The following is a 17,817-nucleotide window of genomic DNA, read 5'->3' on the forward strand; positions in this document are numbered from 1 at the left end:
GTGCGAAGAGCCCCGGGCCCGAAATTTTTTCTGATCGGCCCCTTGAAACGAATGTTCGATTTTCTAAGTCGTTTTTCGCCGCGAGAGCGGTGTGCCGGATGCCGGATCGGGTCCGGTACGGGCGCCGGGCCGGTCTTCGGACCTCGTCCGAAAACGCTGTCCTGCGCTCCTTCGTATCCATCTTGCTCTCAGGAGGACTTGGTTATGAGGACCAGTTTCGACTTCGCGCCCCTGTGGCGTTCCACCATCGGCTTCGATCACCTGGCCGACCTCGTCGACAGCACGCTGCGCCAGGCGACCGAGGACAATTATCCCCCCTACAACATCGAACGCTCCGGCGAGGACCATTACCGGATCAGCCTTGCGGTGGCAGGCTTCGGCGCCAGCGACATTACGGTGACGGCCGAACAGAACGCGCTCACCATCGAGGGCAGGAAGCCCGAGACCGCTGCGCGCGAATACCTGTACCAGGGCATCGCCGCGCGGCCGTTCCGGCGCGTGTTCAACCTTGCCGACTATGTCCAGGTGAAGCAGGCCTCGTTCCAGGACGGGCTGTTGATCATCGACCTCGTCCGCGAGGTTCCGGAAGCGATGAAGCCGCGGCGGATTCCGATCTCGGGCGCCGCGCCTGCGGCATCGCAGATCGAGCAGAAGAAAGCGGCTTAGGCTCTCGAGCAAGCGAGACGGCGAAGCGCGGCGCGCGATGCGTGGGCCGCGCTTCCCCGATGCATGGAGGAGAGAACCATGGGTTTTCGTGATCTGATTCCCTGGTCAGGCAAACAGGAGCTTGCGCCTGGGCGCGACAATTTCGATCCCTTCCTGACGCTTCATCGCGAGATGAACCGTCTGTTCGACGACGTCTTCCGCGGCTTCGGCGGGACCAGCCTTTCGCCGCTGATGGAGGGCCGCTTCGGCTGGCCGAAGGTCGAGCTCAGCGAGACCGACAAGACGCTGACCGTCTCGGCCGAGCTTCCCGGCCTCACCGAGAAGGACGTCCAGGTCGAGATCGCCAATGGCGTGCTGACGCTGCGCGGCGAGAAGAAGGCGGAGCGCAACGGCGAAGGCAAGTACTTCACCGAGCGCTATTACGGCAGCTTCGAACGTCAGATCCCGCTCGACGGCGTCGAGGAGGACAAGGCCGAGGCGTCGTTCAAGAACGGCGTCCTCACCGTGATGCTGCCGAAATCCGAGAAGGCGCGCGAAGGCGTCAAGCGCATCGCGATCAACACGCGTTAAGTGAAGGCGGGGCGGCGGCAATTGCCGCCGCTCCATCATCGTCAACAAGCCCGTCCCTTGGAAAGGAGCATGAGGGGAGGTCCAGAAATGACCAACGTCAATACCAATACCGGCACTCTCAATCCGCTGTTTCACCCCGCGGCCCATTACGATTCGCCTGCCGACGTTCTCAATGCGACGGAGCTTTCTCCGCCGGAGAAACGCATCATCCTGTCGTCCTGGGCGTCCGACATGTACGCGGTCGAATCCTGTCCCGCCTTGCGCGAGATTCCCGGGATGAGCCATACGGTCCGGCTCGCCGACATCCTGGCCGCCCTGCGCAAGCTCGACGGCGACAACGACAATGACGATCCGCCGCGCGGCGGCGGCGTGCCGATGCGGCTGCGGCGGCCCTGGGCCGCCGCAGAGGGGGCAAGCCGATGATGCTCACGCAGACCGTTCTGGGCCTCGTGTTGCTCGGTCAGGCCTCGGCGGCCTTCGCCGCTCCGTTCCTGGCCATGCAAGGCTGGATCGTCGCCTCACGCGAGGCGTGAAGCCACTTCACTCTCCGATCTCCATACAAAGCGGCAGGAAAGAACATGAACGCTGTGCGTCCGCTCTTGCTGGCGATGCTGGTGCTGACGCTCACGGCGTCACAGCCTGCCGCCGGCCAGATTCCCGACATGAAGACCGGCGGCCCGGTGCCGACGCTGGCGCCGCTGGTGCGCCGGGTGACACCCGCCGTGGTCAATATTTCCGTCCACGGCCGCGTCCGCGAGGACAACCCGCTCTATCGCGACCCGCTGTTCCGCGAGTTTTTCGACGTTCCCAGGCAGATTGAGAAGGAGGTCAACGCGACCGGCTCCGGCGTGATCGTCGATGCCGAGCGCGGCTACGTGCTGACCAACAATCACGTGGTCGAGGGCACCTCCGCCGTCCAGATCACGACCAAGGACGGCCGGCAGTTTTCCGCCAAGGTGGTCGGGCGCGATCCGCCGACCGACGTTGCCGTGCTCCAGATCCAGAGCCCCGCGGGCCTCAAGGCGCTTCCCTTCGGCGACAGCGATGCGCTCGATGTCGGCGATTTCGTGCTGGCGATCGGCAATCCTTTCGGCCTTGGCCAGACCGTGACATCCGGCCTCGTCAGCGCGCTGGGCCGCACCGGTCTCGGCAAGCAGGGCTATGAGGATTTCATCCAGACCGATGCTGCGATCAACCCAGGCAATTCCGGCGGGGCGCTGGTGAGCCTGCGCGGCGAACTGGTCGGCATCAACTCGGCGATCATCTCGCCGGCCGGCGGCAATGTCGGCATCGGCTTCGCCATTCCGGTCAACATGGCGCGCAAGGTGATGGAGCAGATCATCGTGAGCGGCCGCGTCGAGCGCGGCCGCATCGGCGTCTCGCTGAAGGATCTGCATCCGTCGATCAACAAGGGACTGAATCAAGGCGCCGTCGTCGCCGAGATCGCTGCGGACTCGCCCGCGGAAAGGGCCGGCCTGCGCAAGGGCGATATCGTCACCGCAGCCGACGAGCGTCCGATCCGCACCGCCGCCCAGCTCCGCAACACGATCGGCCTCGCGCGAGTCGGGGAGGAGGTGAGGCTCACTCTGCTGCGCAACGGTGCGCCGCTGACCGCCACGGTGCGCGTGGCGCCGGCGAACCAACCGAGCAGTGCGCTTGCAGGCCCCAATCGCCTCGTTCGCTAAAGCATGACGCGATGAGGCTCGTGCCCGCCATGATGGAGGTGCACTCCCTCGCCCGCTTGCGGGGGAGGTGAACGACCCTGCGGCCGCAGCCGATAGAGCTCGCGCTCATGCTCGCTCTTGGCGCCTGCAAGCAGAAGCTCGCAATGGCCGATCGCCCTCTCGCTGCCTCGAATGAGCAGCTCCCGCTGCCGATTCAGCGCGCCACACCCATCGCCTCGGCCGGCACTCCGGCGGCTCGGAAGCCGACAGGGAATGTCGCCGTGGTCAGCGCATCGAGCGCCGACCTCTCTTCTGCCAGGCGTCTCTCGATGAAATCGCGCTCCAGCTGCGACAGCCTCGTCTTCAGCAGCCGCCGATAGCGGTGAATATTATTGCGGTGCGCACGTATGCGGGCCAGATTCTCATCGAGCATCGTCGTCTCTCCAGACGGTCGCCTTGGATCCTTTGATTTTTCGAGGGTGAGAAAGTGCTTTCTCGCCCGAAAAAATATTCAGCGCGAAACCGCTGTCAAGATGTTCGAAGCTCGCACGCCGCTGCCACAACCTTCGGTTGGCGGCGGTGGCTCTGCGGCGACCGGATCCGCCGTGCGATTGCCTTCTGTTGGCCGGCAAGCGAACCTCGTGCGGCCATATTTGAGCAGGAGTGGTTTCCCGTGAGGGAGGCGCTCCGATGATGAAAGCTCTGATCAGTGCTGTCGCAATGCTGGCCTGTGTGCCCGTGAGCGCGGTTGCGCAGGAGCGCGCCGGCGATGCGGCGCTCGGCGCGGTATCCGGCGCGGTCGTGCTTGGACCGGTCGGGGCAGTCGCCGGGGCTTTGATCGGTTACACCGCGGGACCGTCGATCGCCCGCTCCTGGGGCATCAGAGGGTCGCAATCGGCAGGACATCGGCCGCCGCCGCGCCGCGCGGCCGCGACCAGGAGCCCGCCGCCCACGCGCCAGGCCATGAATGCCAATGGCCAGATGCGAGCTGCCGCCAATCCGGCTCCGCCGCCGGTTCAAGCCGCGCCCGCCGCGCCAGCGCAGAGCTCGACACCGCCCGTTCAGGGCTTCGACTGAAACCGTCTCCTCAAGCCGATGCCTTCGGTTGCAGCCGCTTGCACCCCGACCTAGGGCTGGCCGAGGATCTTCTTCGCGGCGCGAAGATGCGGCCTGTCGATCATCTGGCCGTCGAGCCGCAGCGTGCCGGAATTGGGATTGCCGGCAAACGCCGCGATCACCTTCTCGGCCCAGGTCCGCTCCTCGTTCGTCGGCGCGAACGCCGCATTGACGATGTCGACATGCTTGGGATGGATCAGCGCCTTCGCCGAAAAACCGTCGCGCCGCGCGGCGCGCGTCTCCTGCTCGAGGCCGGCGAGGTTGTCGATGTCGGTATAGACCGTGTCGATTGGCGCGACCTCGGCCGCGGCCGCCGCCATCAGGCATAGATCCCGCGCGAGGCGATAGGGGCTGTGGAACACGCCCCCTGCGGCTTTCTCGGTGGCGCCGAGCGACGCCGAGAGGTCTTCCGCGCCCCACATCAGGCCGGCGAGGCGGGGGGAGCAACCCTTGTAGCTGCCGAGGCCGAAGATCGAGCTTGCTGTCTCCGTCGCGACGCAGACGATCCGCGTCGTGCCGATCGCGGTGCCGGCCGCAGCTTCCAGCGCTTCGAGCCAGGTCGCGACCTGGCGCACGTCGTCGCCTCCTTGCGATTTCGGCAGCACGATGCCGTCGGGCCTGCCCGGCAGCACCGCCGCGAGGTCGGTCAGCGTCATGCCGGTGTCGAGCGCGTTGACGCGGACATAGAGCTGGTGCGGGCCGGGACGGCGCTTCAGCATTGCAAGCGTCAAGGTGCGCGCCTCCGGCTTCTTATCGGTGACGACGGAATCCTCGAGATCGATGATCAGCGCGTCGGCCCTGCCTTCGCTCGCCTTCTCGAATTTGCGCGGGGAATCGCCCGGCACGAACAGCATCGAACGCATCAGACCGGCCTCTTGTGCATCATCGCCATGCGGCGGCATTTGCCCACGATCTCGTCGTTCTGGTTCAAGGCATGGTGCTCGAACTCGACGATGCCCGCTCTCGGGCGCGATTTGGATTCCCTCAACGCAAGCACCTTCGTCGTCGCCCGCAGGGTGTCGCCATGGAAGACCGGTTTTGGAAACGTGACGTCGGTCATGCCGAGATTGGCGACGGTTGTGCCCATGGTCGTATCATAGACCGTCATGCCGATCATGATGCCGAGGGTGTAAAGGCTGTTGAAAATGCGCTGGCCGAACTCGGTCTTTTCGGCAAAATGCGCGTCGATATGCAGCGGTTGCGGGTTGAGCGTCAGCAGGCTGAACATCGTGTTGTCCATCTCCGTGACGGTTCGCGTCAGCGGATGCTTGAACTCCTGGCCCACGGAAAAGTCTTCGAAGTAAAGTCCGGCCATCGCGGTTTCCTCCATGCGAAATAACGGCGCGCTCTTGGCGTCACGCCGCATGAGCCCATGCATGGTAGACACAGTTGACAGACAAATTCACGTATCTGCACCCGGAATTTCGAGCTAAACAACGCAGGCGAGGGCACGTCGGGGCGCAGCAAGTCGCGATGGCCTTTGCGCAGGGAACGCGAAGAGACGGGAGATGGCGTGGTCGCGGCTCCCAAGGAGGAGGCCGACACCCATGGATTTCGCGCTCACCGATCAGCAGGAAGCCATTCGCGATGCCATCGCCAAGATCTGCGAAGGCTTTCCGGACGCCTATTGGCTGAAGAAGGACAACGACGGCGGCTTCCCGCACGACTTCCACAAGGCCTTGGCGGACGCCGGCTGGCTCGGTATCTGCGTGCCGGAAGCCTACGGCGGCTCGGGGCTCGGTATCACCGAAGCTGCGATCATGATGCGCACCATTGCGGAATCGGGCGCGGGCATGTCCGGGGCATCCGCCGTGCACATCAACGTGTTCGGGCTCAATCCCGTCGTGGTGTTCGGCACCGAGGAGCAGCGCAAGCGCATGCTGCCCCCGATGGTCGAGGGCCGCGAGAAGGCCTGCTTCGCCGTCACCGAGCCCAACACCGGCCTCAACACCACGCAGCTCAAGACCCGCGCGGTCGCCAAGAACGACCGCTACATCGTCAATGGCCAGAAGGTGTGGATCTCGACCGCGCAGGTCGCACACAAGATCCTGCTACTCGCGCGTACCACGCCGCTGGAGGAGGTGCGCTCGCCGACCCACGGTCTCAGCCTGTTCTATACCGATTTCGACCGCAGCAGGATCAAGGTCCACGAGATCGAGAAGATGGGCCGCAAGGTCGTCGATTCCAACGAGCTGTTCTTCGAGGATTTCGAGATCCCGATGGAAAACCGTATCGGCGAGGAAGGCAAAGGCTTCGAGTACATCCTCGAAGGGATGAACCCGGAGCGTATCCTGATCGCGGCGGAGGCGGTTGGCCTCGGCAAGCTGGCGCTGTCGCGCGCCACCGAATACGCCAAGACGCGAATCGTGTTCAACCGCCCGATCGGCAAGAACCAGGGCATCCAACATCCGCTCGCGGTGAACTGGGTCGAGCTCGAGGCGGCCTGGCTGATGGTGATGTCGGCGGCGTGGCAATACGACAAGGGCATGCCGTGCGGCGCTGCGGCCAACGCCGCAAAGTACCTCGCGGGCGAGGCGGGTTTCTCGGCCTGCGAGCAGGCCGTGATGACCCATGGCGGCTTCGGCTATGCCAAGGAATTCCACGTCGAGCGATATTTGCGAGAAATCCTGATCCCGCGCATCGCGCCGGTCAGCCCGCAGCTCGCGCTCAGCTTCATCGCCGAGAAGGTGCTGGGGCTCGCCAAGTCGTATTGAACGCGCCTTGGCGCAAGCGGCCTATTCGGCGGCGATCCGCTCCATCGCCATGGCGCGCAGCCTGGCGCGCTGGATCTTCACGCCATTGGCGCTGTCGGTGACCGGAAAGGCGTCCACGAGATAGATCCGCGCCGGGACCTTGTAGCCGGCGAGCCGCTCGCGCAGATGCGCGATCAACTTCTCCTGCAGCGGCGGCTCCCTTGCCGGGATCACGAACGCGACGCAGCGCGCCTGACCCTTCAGATCGACCGCAACCACCTGGGCATCACTCACGCCGGCACAGGATTTGAGCTCATCCTCGATCTCGCCGGGGGCGACCAGGAAGCCGCCCAGCCGCATGGCATCGCCGGCGCGGGTCTCGTAGACGAAGGAGCCGTCGCCGCGCAGCCGGCCGATGTCGCCGGTGCGGAAGAAGCCGTCCGCGGTGATCGCCTCGCGTGTCGCATCCGGGTTGTGGAAGTACCCAAGGAAGCGTGACGGCGCGCTGATCTCGATCTCACCGGAAATGCCGCTGGCTGCAAGCTCGCCGGTCTCGGTGTCGCGCACGCGCACGCTTGCGTCGGGTGACATCGGCCAGCCGCCGCCCTCGATGCGATCGGCGAAGGCATCGCTAGGCTGCGCGATCGCGAACAGGGCCTGGACCTCGCTCGAGCCATAGAGGCCGAACAGCGGCAGGCCGCGGGATTCAGCCTCTGCCGCAAGCTCGCGCCAACCTGGCTGGAACGCGGCGAAACCGCAGAGCTCGAGGTGCGGGAACGGGCGCGGCGCATCGGTGAGGGCGAGAATGCGCCGGAACATTTCGTCGGAGCCGAAGGAATGCGTGATCCTGTGCTCGCGCAGAATCTCGAAGGCCGGCGCCGCCTCGAAGGCGTCGAGCACATGAACGGTTGCACCGGCCGCGACGAAGCCGAGCAGGCTCGTCATGCCGAAGGTGCCGCAGAATGGCAGCATGGCCAGCAGCGCGTGACGCTGTGGATCGAGCCGCAGCGCCTTGGCGACGGAGACGGCATGGCTCGCCAGCGTCCGCTGCGAATGCGCTACCAGCTTCGGTCCCTTGGTGGTGCCCGATGTGGTGTAGAGCAGCACCGGCAGGTCGATATCGTCCTCGGCCGGCGGCGCGGGCGGATAGAGGCTGTCGAAGGCGTCGAAGCGCACGCAGGGCCAGTGCGCCGGGATCGCATCCGCGCCGACCACCGCGAGCCGTTGCAGCGCGGGGACTTCGTGTTCGGCAATCCCGGCAAGGATCGCGGCAAAATCGATCGAGCGGAATGCGGCCTCCACCACCATCAGCCTGGCGCCCGACAAGCGAAGCAGATGCGCGACTTCCGCACTCCGGTAGCGCGTATTGACGGCGGCGACGATCGCACCACATCGGGCGGCGGCAAACAGCAGGGCGATCCATTCGATCCGGTTGACCAGCCAGACCGCGACGACGTCCCCTTTGCCGATGCCCTGCGCTGCGAGCCAGGCGGCGGTCTGCTCTACTCTTCTTGCGAAATCCGCGCGCGAGACCGGCGTGCCGTCGAATACGAAGGCGGGATCGGCGGCGGCCTCGGCCCGGATCAGCGATTGCAGCGACAGCGTATTGGCACTCATGGCAACGGGAGTAACGCGATCATGCCGAGCTGTCTACTTGGTGCCGAACATCCGGTCGCCGGCATCGCCGAGCCCCGGCACGATGTAGCCGTGGTCGTTGAGCCGCTCGTCGATCGCGGCGGTCCAGATCGGCACGTCGGGATGCTCGCTCTGGAATTGCGCGATGCCCTCGGGCGCGGCCAGAAGGCACACGAAGCGGATATCGCGGGCGCCGCGGGCCTTGAGCAGGGAGGCGCCGGCGCAGGCCGAGTTGCCGGTCGCCAGCATCGGGTCCATCAGGATCACGGTGCGGTCGGACAGGTCCTGCGGCGCCTTGAAGTAATATTCCACGGCCTGCAACGTCTCGGGGTCGCGGTAGAGCCCGATATGAGCGATGCGCGCCGAGGGCATCAGCGCCAGCATGCCGTCGAGGAAACCGACGCCGGCGCGTAGGATCGGCGCCAGCGTGAGCTTCTTGCCGGCGATCTTGGGCGCCCGCATCGGCGCGATCGGCGTCTCGATCTCGACCAGCTCCAGCGGCAAATCGCGCGTCACCTCGTAAGCGAGCAGCATCCCGATCTCGTTCAGAATCTCGCGAAAGCTCTTGGTCGAGCGGTCCTTCTCCCGCATCAGGGAGAGCTTGTGCTGGACCAGGGGGTGGACGACGACGTTGACGTTGCTGGTGCTCATGAAAACGCTCTACACGGTTCCGTGAAATTGCGCCAGATCGCTCCACCTGGCCTTTATGAGATTCCTATAACTTTGCCGTCGCGATCGTCTCGAAAACCTATGCCTGCGGTGGCACCTCAGCACGGTCAAGAGCGCGGGCCGGTCGTGGAAGCCCACCCCTCCTTGCGCTCACCGGAGTCCCGGGAAAGCGGTTGCGCCGCACATGAGGCGCAACGAGGAGTATCGCCATGATGGACCTTCTGATGCTGGCGCTTGCCATCGCCTTCTTCGCCCTCGCGATCGGCTACACCTATGCCTGCGAACGGCTGTGAGGGAGCGGACCATGATCTTCGATTATGCGCTCGCCGGCGCCGTCTCGTTCGGCCTCCTGGTCTATCTCACCTACGCGCTGCTGCGGCCCGAGCGGTTCTGAATCGTGCTGCTGCTCGTTCAATTGCTGCTGGCCGACGCTGTGCTCGTCGCGGCTCTGCTCGCGCTGCTCCTGCCACTGTTGCGCCGGACCCAAAGCCTGAAGGTTTAATGCCATGACTGCGATCGGTTGGCTCCAGATCATTCTTTTCTGCGTCATCGTCGTCGCGCTCGTCAAGCCGCTCGGCTGGTACATGACGCGCGTATTCAACGGCGAGCGGACGTTCCTGTCGCCGGTGCTGCGCCCGATCGAGGCCGGCATCTACTGGATTTCCGGTGTCGACGAGAAGCGCGAGCAGCACTGGCTGACCTACACGGTCGCCATGCTGCTGTTTCATGTCGGCGGCTTCCTGATCATCTACGGCGTGATGCGCTTGCAGGCGGTGCTGCCATTCAATCCGGCCGGGCAGGGGGCGGTCGCCCCGGACCTCTCCTTCAACACGGCGATCTCCTTCATCACCAACACCAATTGGCAGAACTACGGCGGCGAGAGCACGCTGTCCTATCTCGTGCAGATGCTTGGTTTGACACACCAGAACTTCCTGTCGGCGGCGACCGGCATCGTGCTCGCGGTCGCGCTGATCCGCGGCTTTGCCCGCGCCTCGATGCGTACCGTCGGCAATTTCTGGGTCGATGTGACACGTTGCACGCTTTATATCCTGCTGCCGATCTGCGTCGTCTATACGCTGTTCCTGGTCTGGCAGGGCATGCCGCAGACGCTCGGGGCCTATGTCGAGGCGACCACGCTCGAAGGCGCCAAGCAGACCATCGCGGTCGGCCCGGTCGCCTCGCAGGTCGCGATCAAGATGTTGGGCACCAATGGCGGCGGCTTCTTCAATGCCAACGCCGCGCACCCCTTCGAGAACCCGACCGCGCTGTCAAATTTCGTGCAGATGCTGTCGATCTTCGCGCTCGGCGCCGCGCTCACCAATGTGTTCGGACGCATGGTCGGCAACCAGCGCCAGGGCTGGGCGATCCTCGCCGTGATGGGCCTGCTGTTCATCGCCGGCGTCGGCGTCTGCTATTGGGCCGAAGCCAACGGCACCTCGATCCTGCATGCGCTGGGCCTGACCGGCGGCAACATGGAGGGCAAGGAGGTCCGCTTCGGCATCGTCGCGTCCGCGCTGTTCGCCGTGATCACGACCGCCGCCTCCTGCGGTGCGGTCAACGCCATGCATGACAGCTTCACGGCGCTTGGCGGCATGATCCCGCTGATCAACATGCAGCTCGGCGAGATCATCGTCGGCGGCGTCGGCGCCGGCATGTACGGCATGCTGCTGTTCGTCATCCTCGCGATCTTCGTCGCTGGCCTGATGGTCGGCCGCACCCCCGAGTATGTCGGCAAGAAGATCGAGGCGCGCGAGGTCAAGATGGCGATGCTCGCCATCCTCGTCCTGCCGCTGATGATTCTTGGCTGGACCGCCGTCGGCGTGGTCTATCCGGCGGCCGTCGCCTCCATGGCGAATGCTGGACCGCACGGCTTCACGGAAGTGCTGTACGCCTTCACCTCGGGGGCGGCCAACAACGGCTCGGCCTTCGCCGGCCTCACCGGCAACACCTTCTTCTACAATCTCACGCTTGCCAGCGCGATGTTCGTCGGCCGCTTCTTCATGATCGTGCCGGCGATGGCGATCGCGGGATCGCTCGCGGCGAAGAAATCGATCCCGCCGTCGATGGGCACGTTCCCGACCACGGGAGGCCTGTTCGTCGGTCTCGTCGTCGGCGTCATCCTGATCATGGGCGGTCTGACGTTCTTCCCGGCGCTCGCCCTCGGCCCCATCGTCGAGCATCTCGCGATGAACGCCGGCAACCTGTTCTGATCCAGCTCTTTCGGAGTGGCCTCCATGGAACCCGTCCATAAACCCAACAAGCGCATGCCGGTGTCGGCGATGCTGGATCCCAGGATCGTGATGCCGGCGATCGGCGCGGCTTTCGCCAAGCTCGATCCGCGCGCCATGATCAAGAACCCGGTCATGTTCGTGGTCGAGATCGTTGCTGCACTCACCACCGTGATCTTCCTGCGCGATCTCCTGACCGGGGGGGACAATCTCGGATTCACCTTCCAGATCATCCTCTGGCTGTGGTTCACAGTGCTGTTCGCCAATCTCGCCGAAGCGGTGGCCGAGGGCCGAGGCAAGGCGCAGGCCGAGACGCTGCGCAAGACCCGCACCGAGAGCCAGGCCAAGCTCCTGAGCGGCGCGGGCCGCGACTACAAGCTCGTATCAGGCACGAGCCTGAAGGTCGGCGATCTCGTGCTGGTCGAGGCGGGCGACACGATCCCCTCGGACGGCGAGGTGATCGAGGGCGTCGCCTCCGTCAACGAGGCCGCCATCACCGGCGAGTCGGCACCCGTGATCCGCGAATCCGGCGGCGACCGTTCGGCGGTGACCGGCGGCACGCAGGTGCTGTCGGACTGGATTCGCGTCCGCATCACGGCAGCCCAGGGCTCGACCTTCATCGACCGCATGATCAAGCTGGTCGAGGGCGCCGAGCGGGCGAAGACGCCGAACGAGATCGCGCTCAACATCCTGCTCGCCGGCCTTACCATCATCTTCGTGTTCGCAACCGTGACGATCCCGAGCTACGCCGCCTACGCCGGCGGCTCGATCTCGGTGATCGTGCTGGTCGCGCTGTTCGTGACGCTGATTCCGACCACGATCGGCGCGCTGCTGTCGGCGATCGGCATCGCCGGCATGGATCGCCTGGTTCGCTTCAACGTCTTGGCGATGTCGGGCCGCGCGGTCGAGGCCGCCGGCGACGTCGACACGCTGCTGCTGGACAAGACCGGCACCATCACGCTCGGCAATCGCCAGGCGACCGCCCTCCGCCCTGTCCGCGGTGTCACCGAGCAGGAGCTGGCCGACGCCGCCCAGCTCGCCTCGCTGGCCGACGAGACGCCGGAAGGCCGCTCCATCGTCGTGCTGGCCAAGGAGAAGTACGGCATCCGCGGCCGCGACATGGCCGAGTTGGGTGCCACCTTCATCCCGTTCACGGCACAGACCCGCATGAGCGGCGTCGATGCCGGCGGCTCGTCGGTGCGCAAGGGTGCGGTCGATGCCATGCTGAACTATGTCGGCGGCGGCGCTCCGACCGCGGTCGCTTCCGGCAACATGGCGCGGGCGATGCAGCCTGCCGCGCTTTCCGAGCTCGGCCGCGAGATCCAGGCCATCGCCGATGACGTGTCGAAGTCCGGCGGCACGCCGCTGGCCGTCGCCAGGGATGGCAGGCTGCTCGGGATCGTCCAGCTCAAGGACATCGTCAAGGGCGGCATCCGTGAGCGCTTTGCCGAGCTGCGCCGCATGGGTATCCGCACCATCATGATCACCGGCGATAATCCGATGACCGCCGCGGCCATCGCGGCGGAAGCCGGCGTCGACGACTTCCTGGCGCAGGCAACTCCCGAGGACAAGCTCAAGCTGATCCGCGACGAGCAGGCCAAGGGCAAGCTGGTCGCCATGTGCGGCGACGGCACCAACGACGCGCCGGCGCTCGCCCAGGCCGACGTCGGTGTCGCCATGAACACCGGCACCCAGGCCGCCCGCGAGGCCGGCAACATGGTCGACCTCGACTCCAACCCGACCAAGCTGATCGAGGTGGTCGAGATCGGCAAGCAGCTGTTGATGACGCGCGGCGCGCTGACGACGTTCTCGATCGCCAACGACGTCGCCAAGTACTTCGCGATCATCCCGGCGATGTTCCTGGCGTTCTACCCGCAGCTTGGCGTGCTCAACGTCATGAACCTGTCGAGCCCGCAGAGCGCCATCCTGTCGGCGATCATCTTCAACGCGTTGATCATCATCGGCTTGATCCCGCTCGCGCTGAAAGGCGTCGCCTATCGCGCGGTCGGCGCCGGTGCGCTGCTGCGGCGCAACCTCCTGATCTACGGCCTCGGCGGCATCGTCATTCCTTTCGTCGGCATCAAGGCAATCGATCTCGTGGTGACCGCCTTGCACCTGGCCTGACATGTCATCGCGAGCGACGAGGCAATCCTGCCAGACCCTCATCCTGAGGAGCGCGGAACGCGCGTCTCGAAGGATGAAGGCCCTGCTGGTGGCCTCGCCCTTCGAGACGCCGCGCAGGCGCGGCTCCTCAGGGTGAGGGTCTGGCTTCCCAGCTCGTAGTGACAGAACATCGGAGACCCAACATGCTCAGAGAAATCCGCCCCGCCATCGTCCTCTTGCTGGCACTCACCGCCATCACCGGCCTTGCCTATCCGCTGGCGATGACCGCCATTGCCGGCACGTTGTTTCCCGTGCAGGCGCAGGGCAGCCTGATCGAGAAGGACGGCAAGGTGATCGGCTCCGCCCTGATCGGGCAGGAATTCAAGGACGACAAGTACTTCCATGGCCGTCCCTCGGCGACGCTTGGGCCGGACCCCAATGATTCGACCAAGACGGTGTCGGCCCCCTACAACGCCGCCAATTCGGGCGGCTCCAACCTTGGCCCGACCAGCAAGGCGCTGGCCGACCGGTTGAGGGAGGACGTGGACAAGCTCAGGGGCGAGAATCCGAACGCGGCCGTGCCGGTCGACCTGGTGACGACCTCTGCCAGCGGCCTCGACCCTGATATCTCGCCAGAAGCGGCGCAATTCCAGGTGCCGCGCGTGGCCAAGGCGCGGAATCTGCCTGAGGATCAGGTCAGGCAGCTCGTCGCTGCCAACACCGAAGGCCGTCTGCTCGGCCTGCTCGGCGAACCCAGAGTTAACGTCCTGGCACTGAATCTCGTGCTCGATCGCATCGCCGCCAAGTAGCCGTCTAGGCTCGCGGCGCCCGGATGGTTATATTTGGGACGAAGCTGCTTCTCCCTCTCCCCGCTTGCGGGGAGAGGGTTGGGGTGAGGGGGAGTCTCCACGACGACGGTGACAATTGGACTCGTGGAGGCTCCCCCTCACCCGAAATTCAAGCTGCGCTTGAATTCCGGCCTCTCCCCGCACGCGGGGAGAGGCGAAGAGGCAGGCGAACAACCTAACGAGCCGTAACCATCCTGATGGTCCGAGAGCGCCGCGATCCCGAACAACGTCCCTCTCCCGAAGCGCTGCTGGAAGCAGCGCGCCGGGAGGAGGGTGCGGGCGGCAAGCTGAAGATCTTCGTCGGCGCCGCGCCCGGCGTCGGCAAGACCTACGAGATGCTGCAAAGCGCCCACGCCAGGCGCAAGGCCGGCATCGACGTCGTGGTCGGCCTCGTCGAGACTCACGGCCGCGCCGAAACCGAGGCGCTGGTGCGCGGGCTCGAGGTGATCCCGCGCAAGCGGCTCGACTATCGCGGCCAGATCGTCGAGGAGATGGATCTCGATGCGGTGATCGCGCGCCGGCCGCAGATTGCGCTGGTCGACGAACTCGCCCATACCAACGCGCCCCTTTGCCGCCATCCCAAGCGCTATCTCGACGTCGAGGAATTGCTGTCCCATGGCATCGACGTCTACACCGCCGTCAACATCCAGCACATCGAGAGCCTCAACGACGTCGTCGCCCAGATCACCCATGTCCGGGTCCGCGAAACCGTGCCGGACTCGATCTTCGACCGCGCCGATGCCATCGAGCTGATCGACCTCACGCCCGACGATCTGATCCAGCGGCTGAAGGAGGGCAAGGTCTACGTGCCCAAGCAGGCCGAGCGGGCGCTGGAGCATTATTTCTCGCCGGGCAATCTCACCGCACTGCGCGAGCTCGCATTGCGGCGCACTGCCGAGCGGGTCGACGAGCAGCTCCTCAGCCATATGCAGGCGAATGCGATTCCCGGGCCCTGGGCCGCGGGGGAGCGCATCCTGGTCTGCGTCAGCGAGGATCCGCGCGCGACCGGCCTCGTGCGCTACACCAAGCGCTTGGCCGACCGGCTGCATGCGCCGTTTACCGCGCTGTCGATCGAGACGCGGCGCTCGCTCCAGCTTTCCGACGAGGAGCGCGACCGGCTTGCCGATACGCTGCGGCTCGCGGAATCGTTCGGCGGGGAGGCTTTGACCATCCCGGGCGTCGGTCGCCGCATCGCCGACGACGTGATCAACTTCGCGCACGGCAACAACGTCACCCAGATCGTGATCGGTAAGTCGACGCGTTCGCGCTGGTTCGAGATGACGCGCGGTTCCGTCGTGCATGACCTCGTGCGGCGTGCCGGCAATATCAGCGTTCACGTCATCCCCGGCGACGAGCTCTCCGGAGAGGCGGCGCCCAAGACGGCGGTGCAGACCGCGGCGCGATCCGAGCCGTTCGATCCGCTCCCCTATGTCAAGGCGCTCGGGATCACGGCGGTTGGCCTTACGGCCGCGATGGGCATCAAGCCGTACGTCGGCGTCGAGAACGTCGACCTGATGTTCCTCACCGCGGTGGTGGCCGTGGCCGTGCGCTATGGGCTGTGGCCCTCACTGCTCGCGAGTGTCGCGGGGTCGCTGGCCTACAATTTCTTCTTCCTGCCGCCGGTCTACACGTTCACCATCACCGATCCGACCAACGTCGCGGCCTTCTTCTTTTTCATGCTGATTGCGTTCGTGGTGTCGAACGTTGCGGGTCGCGTGCGCACGCAGGCCGATGCCGCGATCGGCCGGATCAGGATGACCGAGCAGCTCTATGCCTTCAGCCGCAAGCTCGCGGGCACCGCCACGCTCGACGATGTCTTGTGGGCGAGCGCCTATCAGATCGCGTTGATGCTGAAGGTGCGCGTCGTGCTGCTGCTGCCGGAGGACGGGCTGCTCACGGTGAAATCCGGCTATCCGCCGGAAGACCAGCTCGATCAGGCCGATCTTGCCGCGGCCAACTGGGCGTGGAGCAACGACCGACCCGCCGGGCGCGGGTCCGATACGTTGCCGGGTGCAAAGCGGCTGTTCCTGCCGATGCGCACCGGGCGCGGTCCGATCGGCGTCATCGGCATCGACAACGACCGCACCGGCCCGCTGTTGACGCCGGACCAGCGCCGGCTGCTCGATGCGCTGGTCGACCAGGGCGCGCTCGCGATCGAGCGGGTGCTGCTGGTCGAGGACATGGACCGGGTCAAGCGCACGGTCGAATCCGAGCGGCTGCGCTCGGCGCTGTTGACCTCGATCTCGCATGATCTGAAAACGCCGCTCGCCTCCGTCCTGGGAGCGGCCTCCACCATGCGCGATCTCGCCGCCGCGCTCTCCGACACCGAGAAGCGCGACCTGCTGGCCACCGTCATCGACGAATCCGAGCGGCTCAACCGGTTCATCGCCAATCTGCTCGACATGACCAAGCTCGAATCCGGTGCCATCGTCCCCAACTCCGCGCTGCACGATCTCGGCGAGATCGTGGGCAGCGCGCTGCGGCGTGCAGCCAAGATTCTCGGCTGCCACAAGGTCGAGCTGGTGCTGGCTGCTGATCTGCCGATGCTTCAGCTCGATGCCGTGCTGTTCGAGCAGGTGCTGTTCAACCTGCTCGACAATGCCGCCAAATATTCGCCGGCCGACACGACGGTTTCGATCCGCAGCCGGCGGGACCGCGATCATGTCGTGCTCGAGATCGTGGACGAGGGGGCCGGGATTCCGCCCGACGAGCTGGAGAGCGTGTTCGACAAGTTCTACCGCGTGCAGAAGGGCGATCATGTCCGCCCCGGCACCGGGCTCGGCCTCGCCATCTCACGCGGCTTCGTCGAGGCGATGCGCGGCACGATCTCGGCCGCCAACCGCAGCGACCGGCGCGGCGCTGTCCTCACCGTCCGTCTTCCCGTTCCGGCAGAGAGCCGCACATTGGATACCGCTGCATGAACGCTGCGCCGATCAAGGTCCTTGTCATCGACGACGAGCCGCCGATCCGTAAATTGCTGCGGATGGGGCTGACGACGCAAGGCTACGACATCCTGGAGGCGTCGAACGGCAAGATCGCGCTGGAGAAGCTCGAGGAAGCGCCGGCGCTGATCATCCTCGATCTCGGCCTGCCCGACATTCAGGGACACGAACTGCTGCGCACCATCCGCGCCCGCAACGAAGGCGTGCCGATCGTGGTGCTGTCGAGCCGGGGCGACGAAGCCGGCAAGGTGCAGGCGCTCGATCTCGGCGCCGACGACTATCTGACCAAGCCGTTCGGCATGGACGAGCTGTTGGCCCGCCTGCGCGCCGCGCTGCGCCACCAGCTCCAGGTCAAGGGCGAACGCCCGGTATTCCGCACCGGCGATCTCTCCGTCGATCTGGTCCGCCGCATCGTCAAGGTCGGCGAGCGCGAGGTGAAGCTGTCGCCGAAGGAGTATGACCTGTTCCGCGTGCTGGTGCAGCATGCCGGCAAGGTGCTCACGCACAGGTTCCTGCTGAAGGAGCTCTGGGACGAACTGACCGATGCGCAATATCTGCGCGTCTATGTCCGCCAGCTCCGCCAGAAGATCGAAGCCGATCCGGAACGGCCGCAATACGTGTTGACCGAGACGGGGATCGGGTACCGGCTCAAGGCGGGGGATTGATTTTCGCAGTGCCGTAGG

Annotated in this window: 17 protein-coding genes; 12 read left to right on the plus strand and 5 right to left on the minus strand. The window is 65.6% G+C overall.

Annotated features, from left to right (window positions below; genetic code table 11):
- Positions 1 to 204: 204 nt before the first annotated feature.
- From WI560_RS05770 to WI560_RS05785, 4 genes are all read left to right on the plus strand, one after another.
- Positions 205 to 666 (plus strand): Hsp20 family protein, encoded by a 462-nt coding sequence (locus WI560_RS05770; protein ID WP_028138237.1) that lies wholly within the window; start codon positions 205 to 207, stop codon positions 664 to 666.
- A 78-nt stretch (positions 667 to 744) separates the two neighbouring features.
- A complete protein-coding gene (locus WI560_RS05775) occupies positions 745 to 1,236 on the plus strand; it encodes an Hsp20/alpha crystallin family protein (protein WP_375307223.1) in 492 nt (163 codons plus the stop codon).
- Positions 1,237 to 1,323: 87 nt separating this feature from the next.
- On the plus strand, positions 1,324 to 1,659 hold the full coding sequence (locus WI560_RS05780) for a hypothetical protein (RefSeq protein ID WP_257176892.1): 336 nt from the start codon (positions 1,324 to 1,326) through the stop codon (positions 1,657 to 1,659).
- 155 nt (positions 1,660 to 1,814) lie between these two features.
- Positions 1,815 to 2,921 carry a trypsin-like peptidase domain-containing protein gene (locus tag WI560_RS05785; protein ID WP_375307224.1) on the plus strand — a complete coding sequence of 369 codons (1,107 nt, stop codon included), beginning with the start codon at positions 1,815 to 1,817 and terminating at the stop codon, positions 2,919 to 2,921.
- 193 nt (positions 2,922 to 3,114) lie between these two features.
- On the opposite strand, the gene WI560_RS05790 is transcribed toward WI560_RS05785, so the two are convergent.
- On the minus strand, positions 3,115 to 3,333 hold the full coding sequence (locus WI560_RS05790) for a hypothetical protein (protein WP_375307225.1): 219 nt from the start codon (positions 3,331 to 3,333) through the stop codon (positions 3,115 to 3,117).
- Between the two features lie 257 nt (positions 3,334 to 3,590).
- On the opposite strand from WI560_RS05790, the gene WI560_RS05795 reads away from it, so the two are divergent.
- Entirely contained in the window at positions 3,591 to 3,977 is a 387-nt protein-coding gene (locus tag WI560_RS05795; protein WP_375307226.1) for a hypothetical protein, read from the plus strand.
- A 50-nt stretch (positions 3,978 to 4,027) separates the two neighbouring features.
- On the opposite strand, the gene WI560_RS05800 is transcribed toward WI560_RS05795, so the two are convergent.
- Positions 4,028 to 4,879 (minus strand): HpcH/HpaI aldolase/citrate lyase family protein, encoded by an 852-nt coding sequence (locus WI560_RS05800; protein ID WP_375307227.1) that lies wholly within the window; start codon positions 4,877 to 4,879, stop codon positions 4,028 to 4,030.
- The gene (locus WI560_RS05805) at positions 4,879 to 5,331 is read right to left on the minus strand and encodes a MaoC family dehydratase (protein ID WP_375307228.1); all 453 of its coding nucleotides are present in this window, start codon (positions 5,329 to 5,331) and stop codon (positions 4,879 to 4,881) included. Before WI560_RS05805 ends, WI560_RS05800 begins: the two co-directional genes overlap by 1 nt.
- A gap of 232 nt (positions 5,332 to 5,563) precedes the next feature.
- Here WI560_RS05805 and WI560_RS05810 point away from each other — a divergent pair, with 232 nt between their 5' ends.
- Positions 5,564 to 6,730, plus strand: a complete 1,167-nt coding sequence (locus tag WI560_RS05810) for an acyl-CoA dehydrogenase family protein (RefSeq protein ID WP_375307229.1) — start codon at positions 5,564 to 5,566, stop codon at positions 6,728 to 6,730.
- A gap of 21 nt (positions 6,731 to 6,751) precedes the next feature.
- On the opposite strand, the gene WI560_RS05815 is transcribed toward WI560_RS05810, so the two are convergent.
- Both WI560_RS05815 and upp read right to left on the minus strand, forming a co-directional pair.
- Positions 6,752 to 8,326 carry an AMP-binding protein gene (locus tag WI560_RS05815; protein WP_375307230.1) on the minus strand — a complete coding sequence of 525 codons (1,575 nt, stop codon included), beginning with the start codon at positions 8,324 to 8,326 and terminating at the stop codon, positions 6,752 to 6,754.
- Between the two features lie 33 nt (positions 8,327 to 8,359).
- On the minus strand, positions 8,360 to 8,995 hold the full coding sequence (gene upp / locus WI560_RS05820) for a uracil phosphoribosyltransferase (protein ID WP_257176899.1): 636 nt from the start codon (positions 8,993 to 8,995) through the stop codon (positions 8,360 to 8,362).
- Between the two features lie 322 nt (positions 8,996 to 9,317).
- On the opposite strand from upp, the gene WI560_RS05825 reads away from it, so the two are divergent.
- The 6 genes from WI560_RS05825 (at position 9,318) to WI560_RS05850 (ending at position 17,799) form a co-directional block, all read left to right on the plus strand.
- Positions 9,318 to 9,407 carry a K(+)-transporting ATPase subunit F gene (locus WI560_RS05825; RefSeq protein WP_018641117.1) on the plus strand — a complete coding sequence of 30 codons (90 nt, stop codon included), beginning with the start codon at positions 9,318 to 9,320 and terminating at the stop codon, positions 9,405 to 9,407.
- A 112-nt stretch (positions 9,408 to 9,519) separates the two neighbouring features.
- Positions 9,520 to 11,223, plus strand: coding sequence for a potassium-transporting ATPase subunit KdpA (kdpA, locus tag WI560_RS05830; protein ID WP_375307231.1), 1,704 nt, complete (start codon positions 9,520 to 9,522; stop codon positions 11,221 to 11,223).
- Between the two features lie 24 nt (positions 11,224 to 11,247).
- On the plus strand, positions 11,248 to 13,365 hold the full coding sequence (kdpB, locus tag WI560_RS05835) for a potassium-transporting ATPase subunit KdpB (RefSeq protein ID WP_375307232.1): 2,118 nt from the start codon (positions 11,248 to 11,250) through the stop codon (positions 13,363 to 13,365).
- Between the two features lie 182 nt (positions 13,366 to 13,547).
- On the plus strand, positions 13,548 to 14,153 hold the full coding sequence (locus WI560_RS05840) for a K(+)-transporting ATPase subunit C (protein ID WP_375307233.1): 606 nt from the start codon (positions 13,548 to 13,550) through the stop codon (positions 14,151 to 14,153).
- 236 nt (positions 14,154 to 14,389) lie between these two features.
- Positions 14,390 to 17,113, plus strand: a complete 2,724-nt coding sequence (locus tag WI560_RS05845; RefSeq protein ID WP_375307234.1) for a DUF4118 domain-containing protein — start codon at positions 14,390 to 14,392, stop codon at positions 17,111 to 17,113.
- Positions 17,110 to 17,799, plus strand: a complete 690-nt coding sequence (locus tag WI560_RS05850; RefSeq protein ID WP_375307235.1) for a response regulator — start codon at positions 17,110 to 17,112, stop codon at positions 17,797 to 17,799. The genes WI560_RS05845 and WI560_RS05850 overlap by 4 nt, the downstream gene beginning before the upstream one ends.
- Positions 17,800 to 17,817 lie beyond the last annotated feature (18 nt).

This window comes from Bradyrhizobium sp. A11 (assembly GCF_042077125.1).
In the GTDB taxonomy this organism is placed as follows: Bacteria; Pseudomonadota; Alphaproteobacteria; order Rhizobiales; family Xanthobacteraceae; genus Bradyrhizobium; species Bradyrhizobium japonicum_B.

Bases quoted from the DNA above. Each gene is read 5' to 3' on its own strand.
- upp (WP_257176899.1), bottom strand. From the start codon at position 8,995: ATGAGCACCAGCAACGTCAACGTCGTCGTCCACCCCCTGGTCCAGCAC.
- WI560_RS05815 (WP_375307230.1), bottom strand. From the start codon at position 8,326: ATGAGTGCCAATACGCTGTCGCTGCAATCGCTGATCCGGGCCGAGGCC.
- WI560_RS05845 (WP_375307234.1), top strand. From the start codon at position 14,390: ATGGTCCGAGAGCGCCGCGATCCCGAACAACGTCCCTCTCCCGAAGCG.
- WI560_RS05850 (WP_375307235.1), top strand. From the start codon at position 17,110: ATGAACGCTGCGCCGATCAAGGTCCTTGTCATCGACGACGAGCCGCCG.
- WI560_RS05825 (WP_018641117.1), top strand. From the start codon at position 9,318: ATGATCTTCGATTATGCGCTCGCCGGCGCCGTCTCGTTCGGCCTCCTG.
- WI560_RS05805 (WP_375307228.1), bottom strand. From the start codon at position 5,331: ATGGCCGGACTTTACTTCGAAGACTTTTCCGTGGGCCAGGAGTTCAAG.
- WI560_RS05785 (WP_375307224.1), top strand. From the start codon at position 1,815: ATGAACGCTGTGCGTCCGCTCTTGCTGGCGATGCTGGTGCTGACGCTC.
- WI560_RS05775 (WP_375307223.1), top strand. From the start codon at position 745: ATGGGTTTTCGTGATCTGATTCCCTGGTCAGGCAAACAGGAGCTTGCG.
- WI560_RS05790 (WP_375307225.1), bottom strand. From the start codon at position 3,333: ATGCTCGATGAGAATCTGGCCCGCATACGTGCGCACCGCAATAATATT.
- WI560_RS05810 (WP_375307229.1), top strand. From the start codon at position 5,564: ATGGATTTCGCGCTCACCGATCAGCAGGAAGCCATTCGCGATGCCATC.
- WI560_RS05800 (WP_375307227.1), bottom strand. From the start codon at position 4,879: ATGCGTTCGATGCTGTTCGTGCCGGGCGATTCCCCGCGCAAATTCGAG.
- WI560_RS05795 (WP_375307226.1), top strand. From the start codon at position 3,591: ATGATGAAAGCTCTGATCAGTGCTGTCGCAATGCTGGCCTGTGTGCCC.
- WI560_RS05840 (WP_375307233.1), top strand. From the start codon at position 13,548: ATGCTCAGAGAAATCCGCCCCGCCATCGTCCTCTTGCTGGCACTCACC.
- kdpA (WP_375307231.1), top strand. From the start codon at position 9,520: ATGACTGCGATCGGTTGGCTCCAGATCATTCTTTTCTGCGTCATCGTC.
- WI560_RS05770 (WP_028138237.1), top strand. From the start codon at position 205: ATGAGGACCAGTTTCGACTTCGCGCCCCTGTGGCGTTCCACCATCGGC.
- kdpB (WP_375307232.1), top strand. From the start codon at position 11,248: ATGGAACCCGTCCATAAACCCAACAAGCGCATGCCGGTGTCGGCGATG.
- WI560_RS05780 (WP_257176892.1), top strand. From the start codon at position 1,324: ATGACCAACGTCAATACCAATACCGGCACTCTCAATCCGCTGTTTCAC.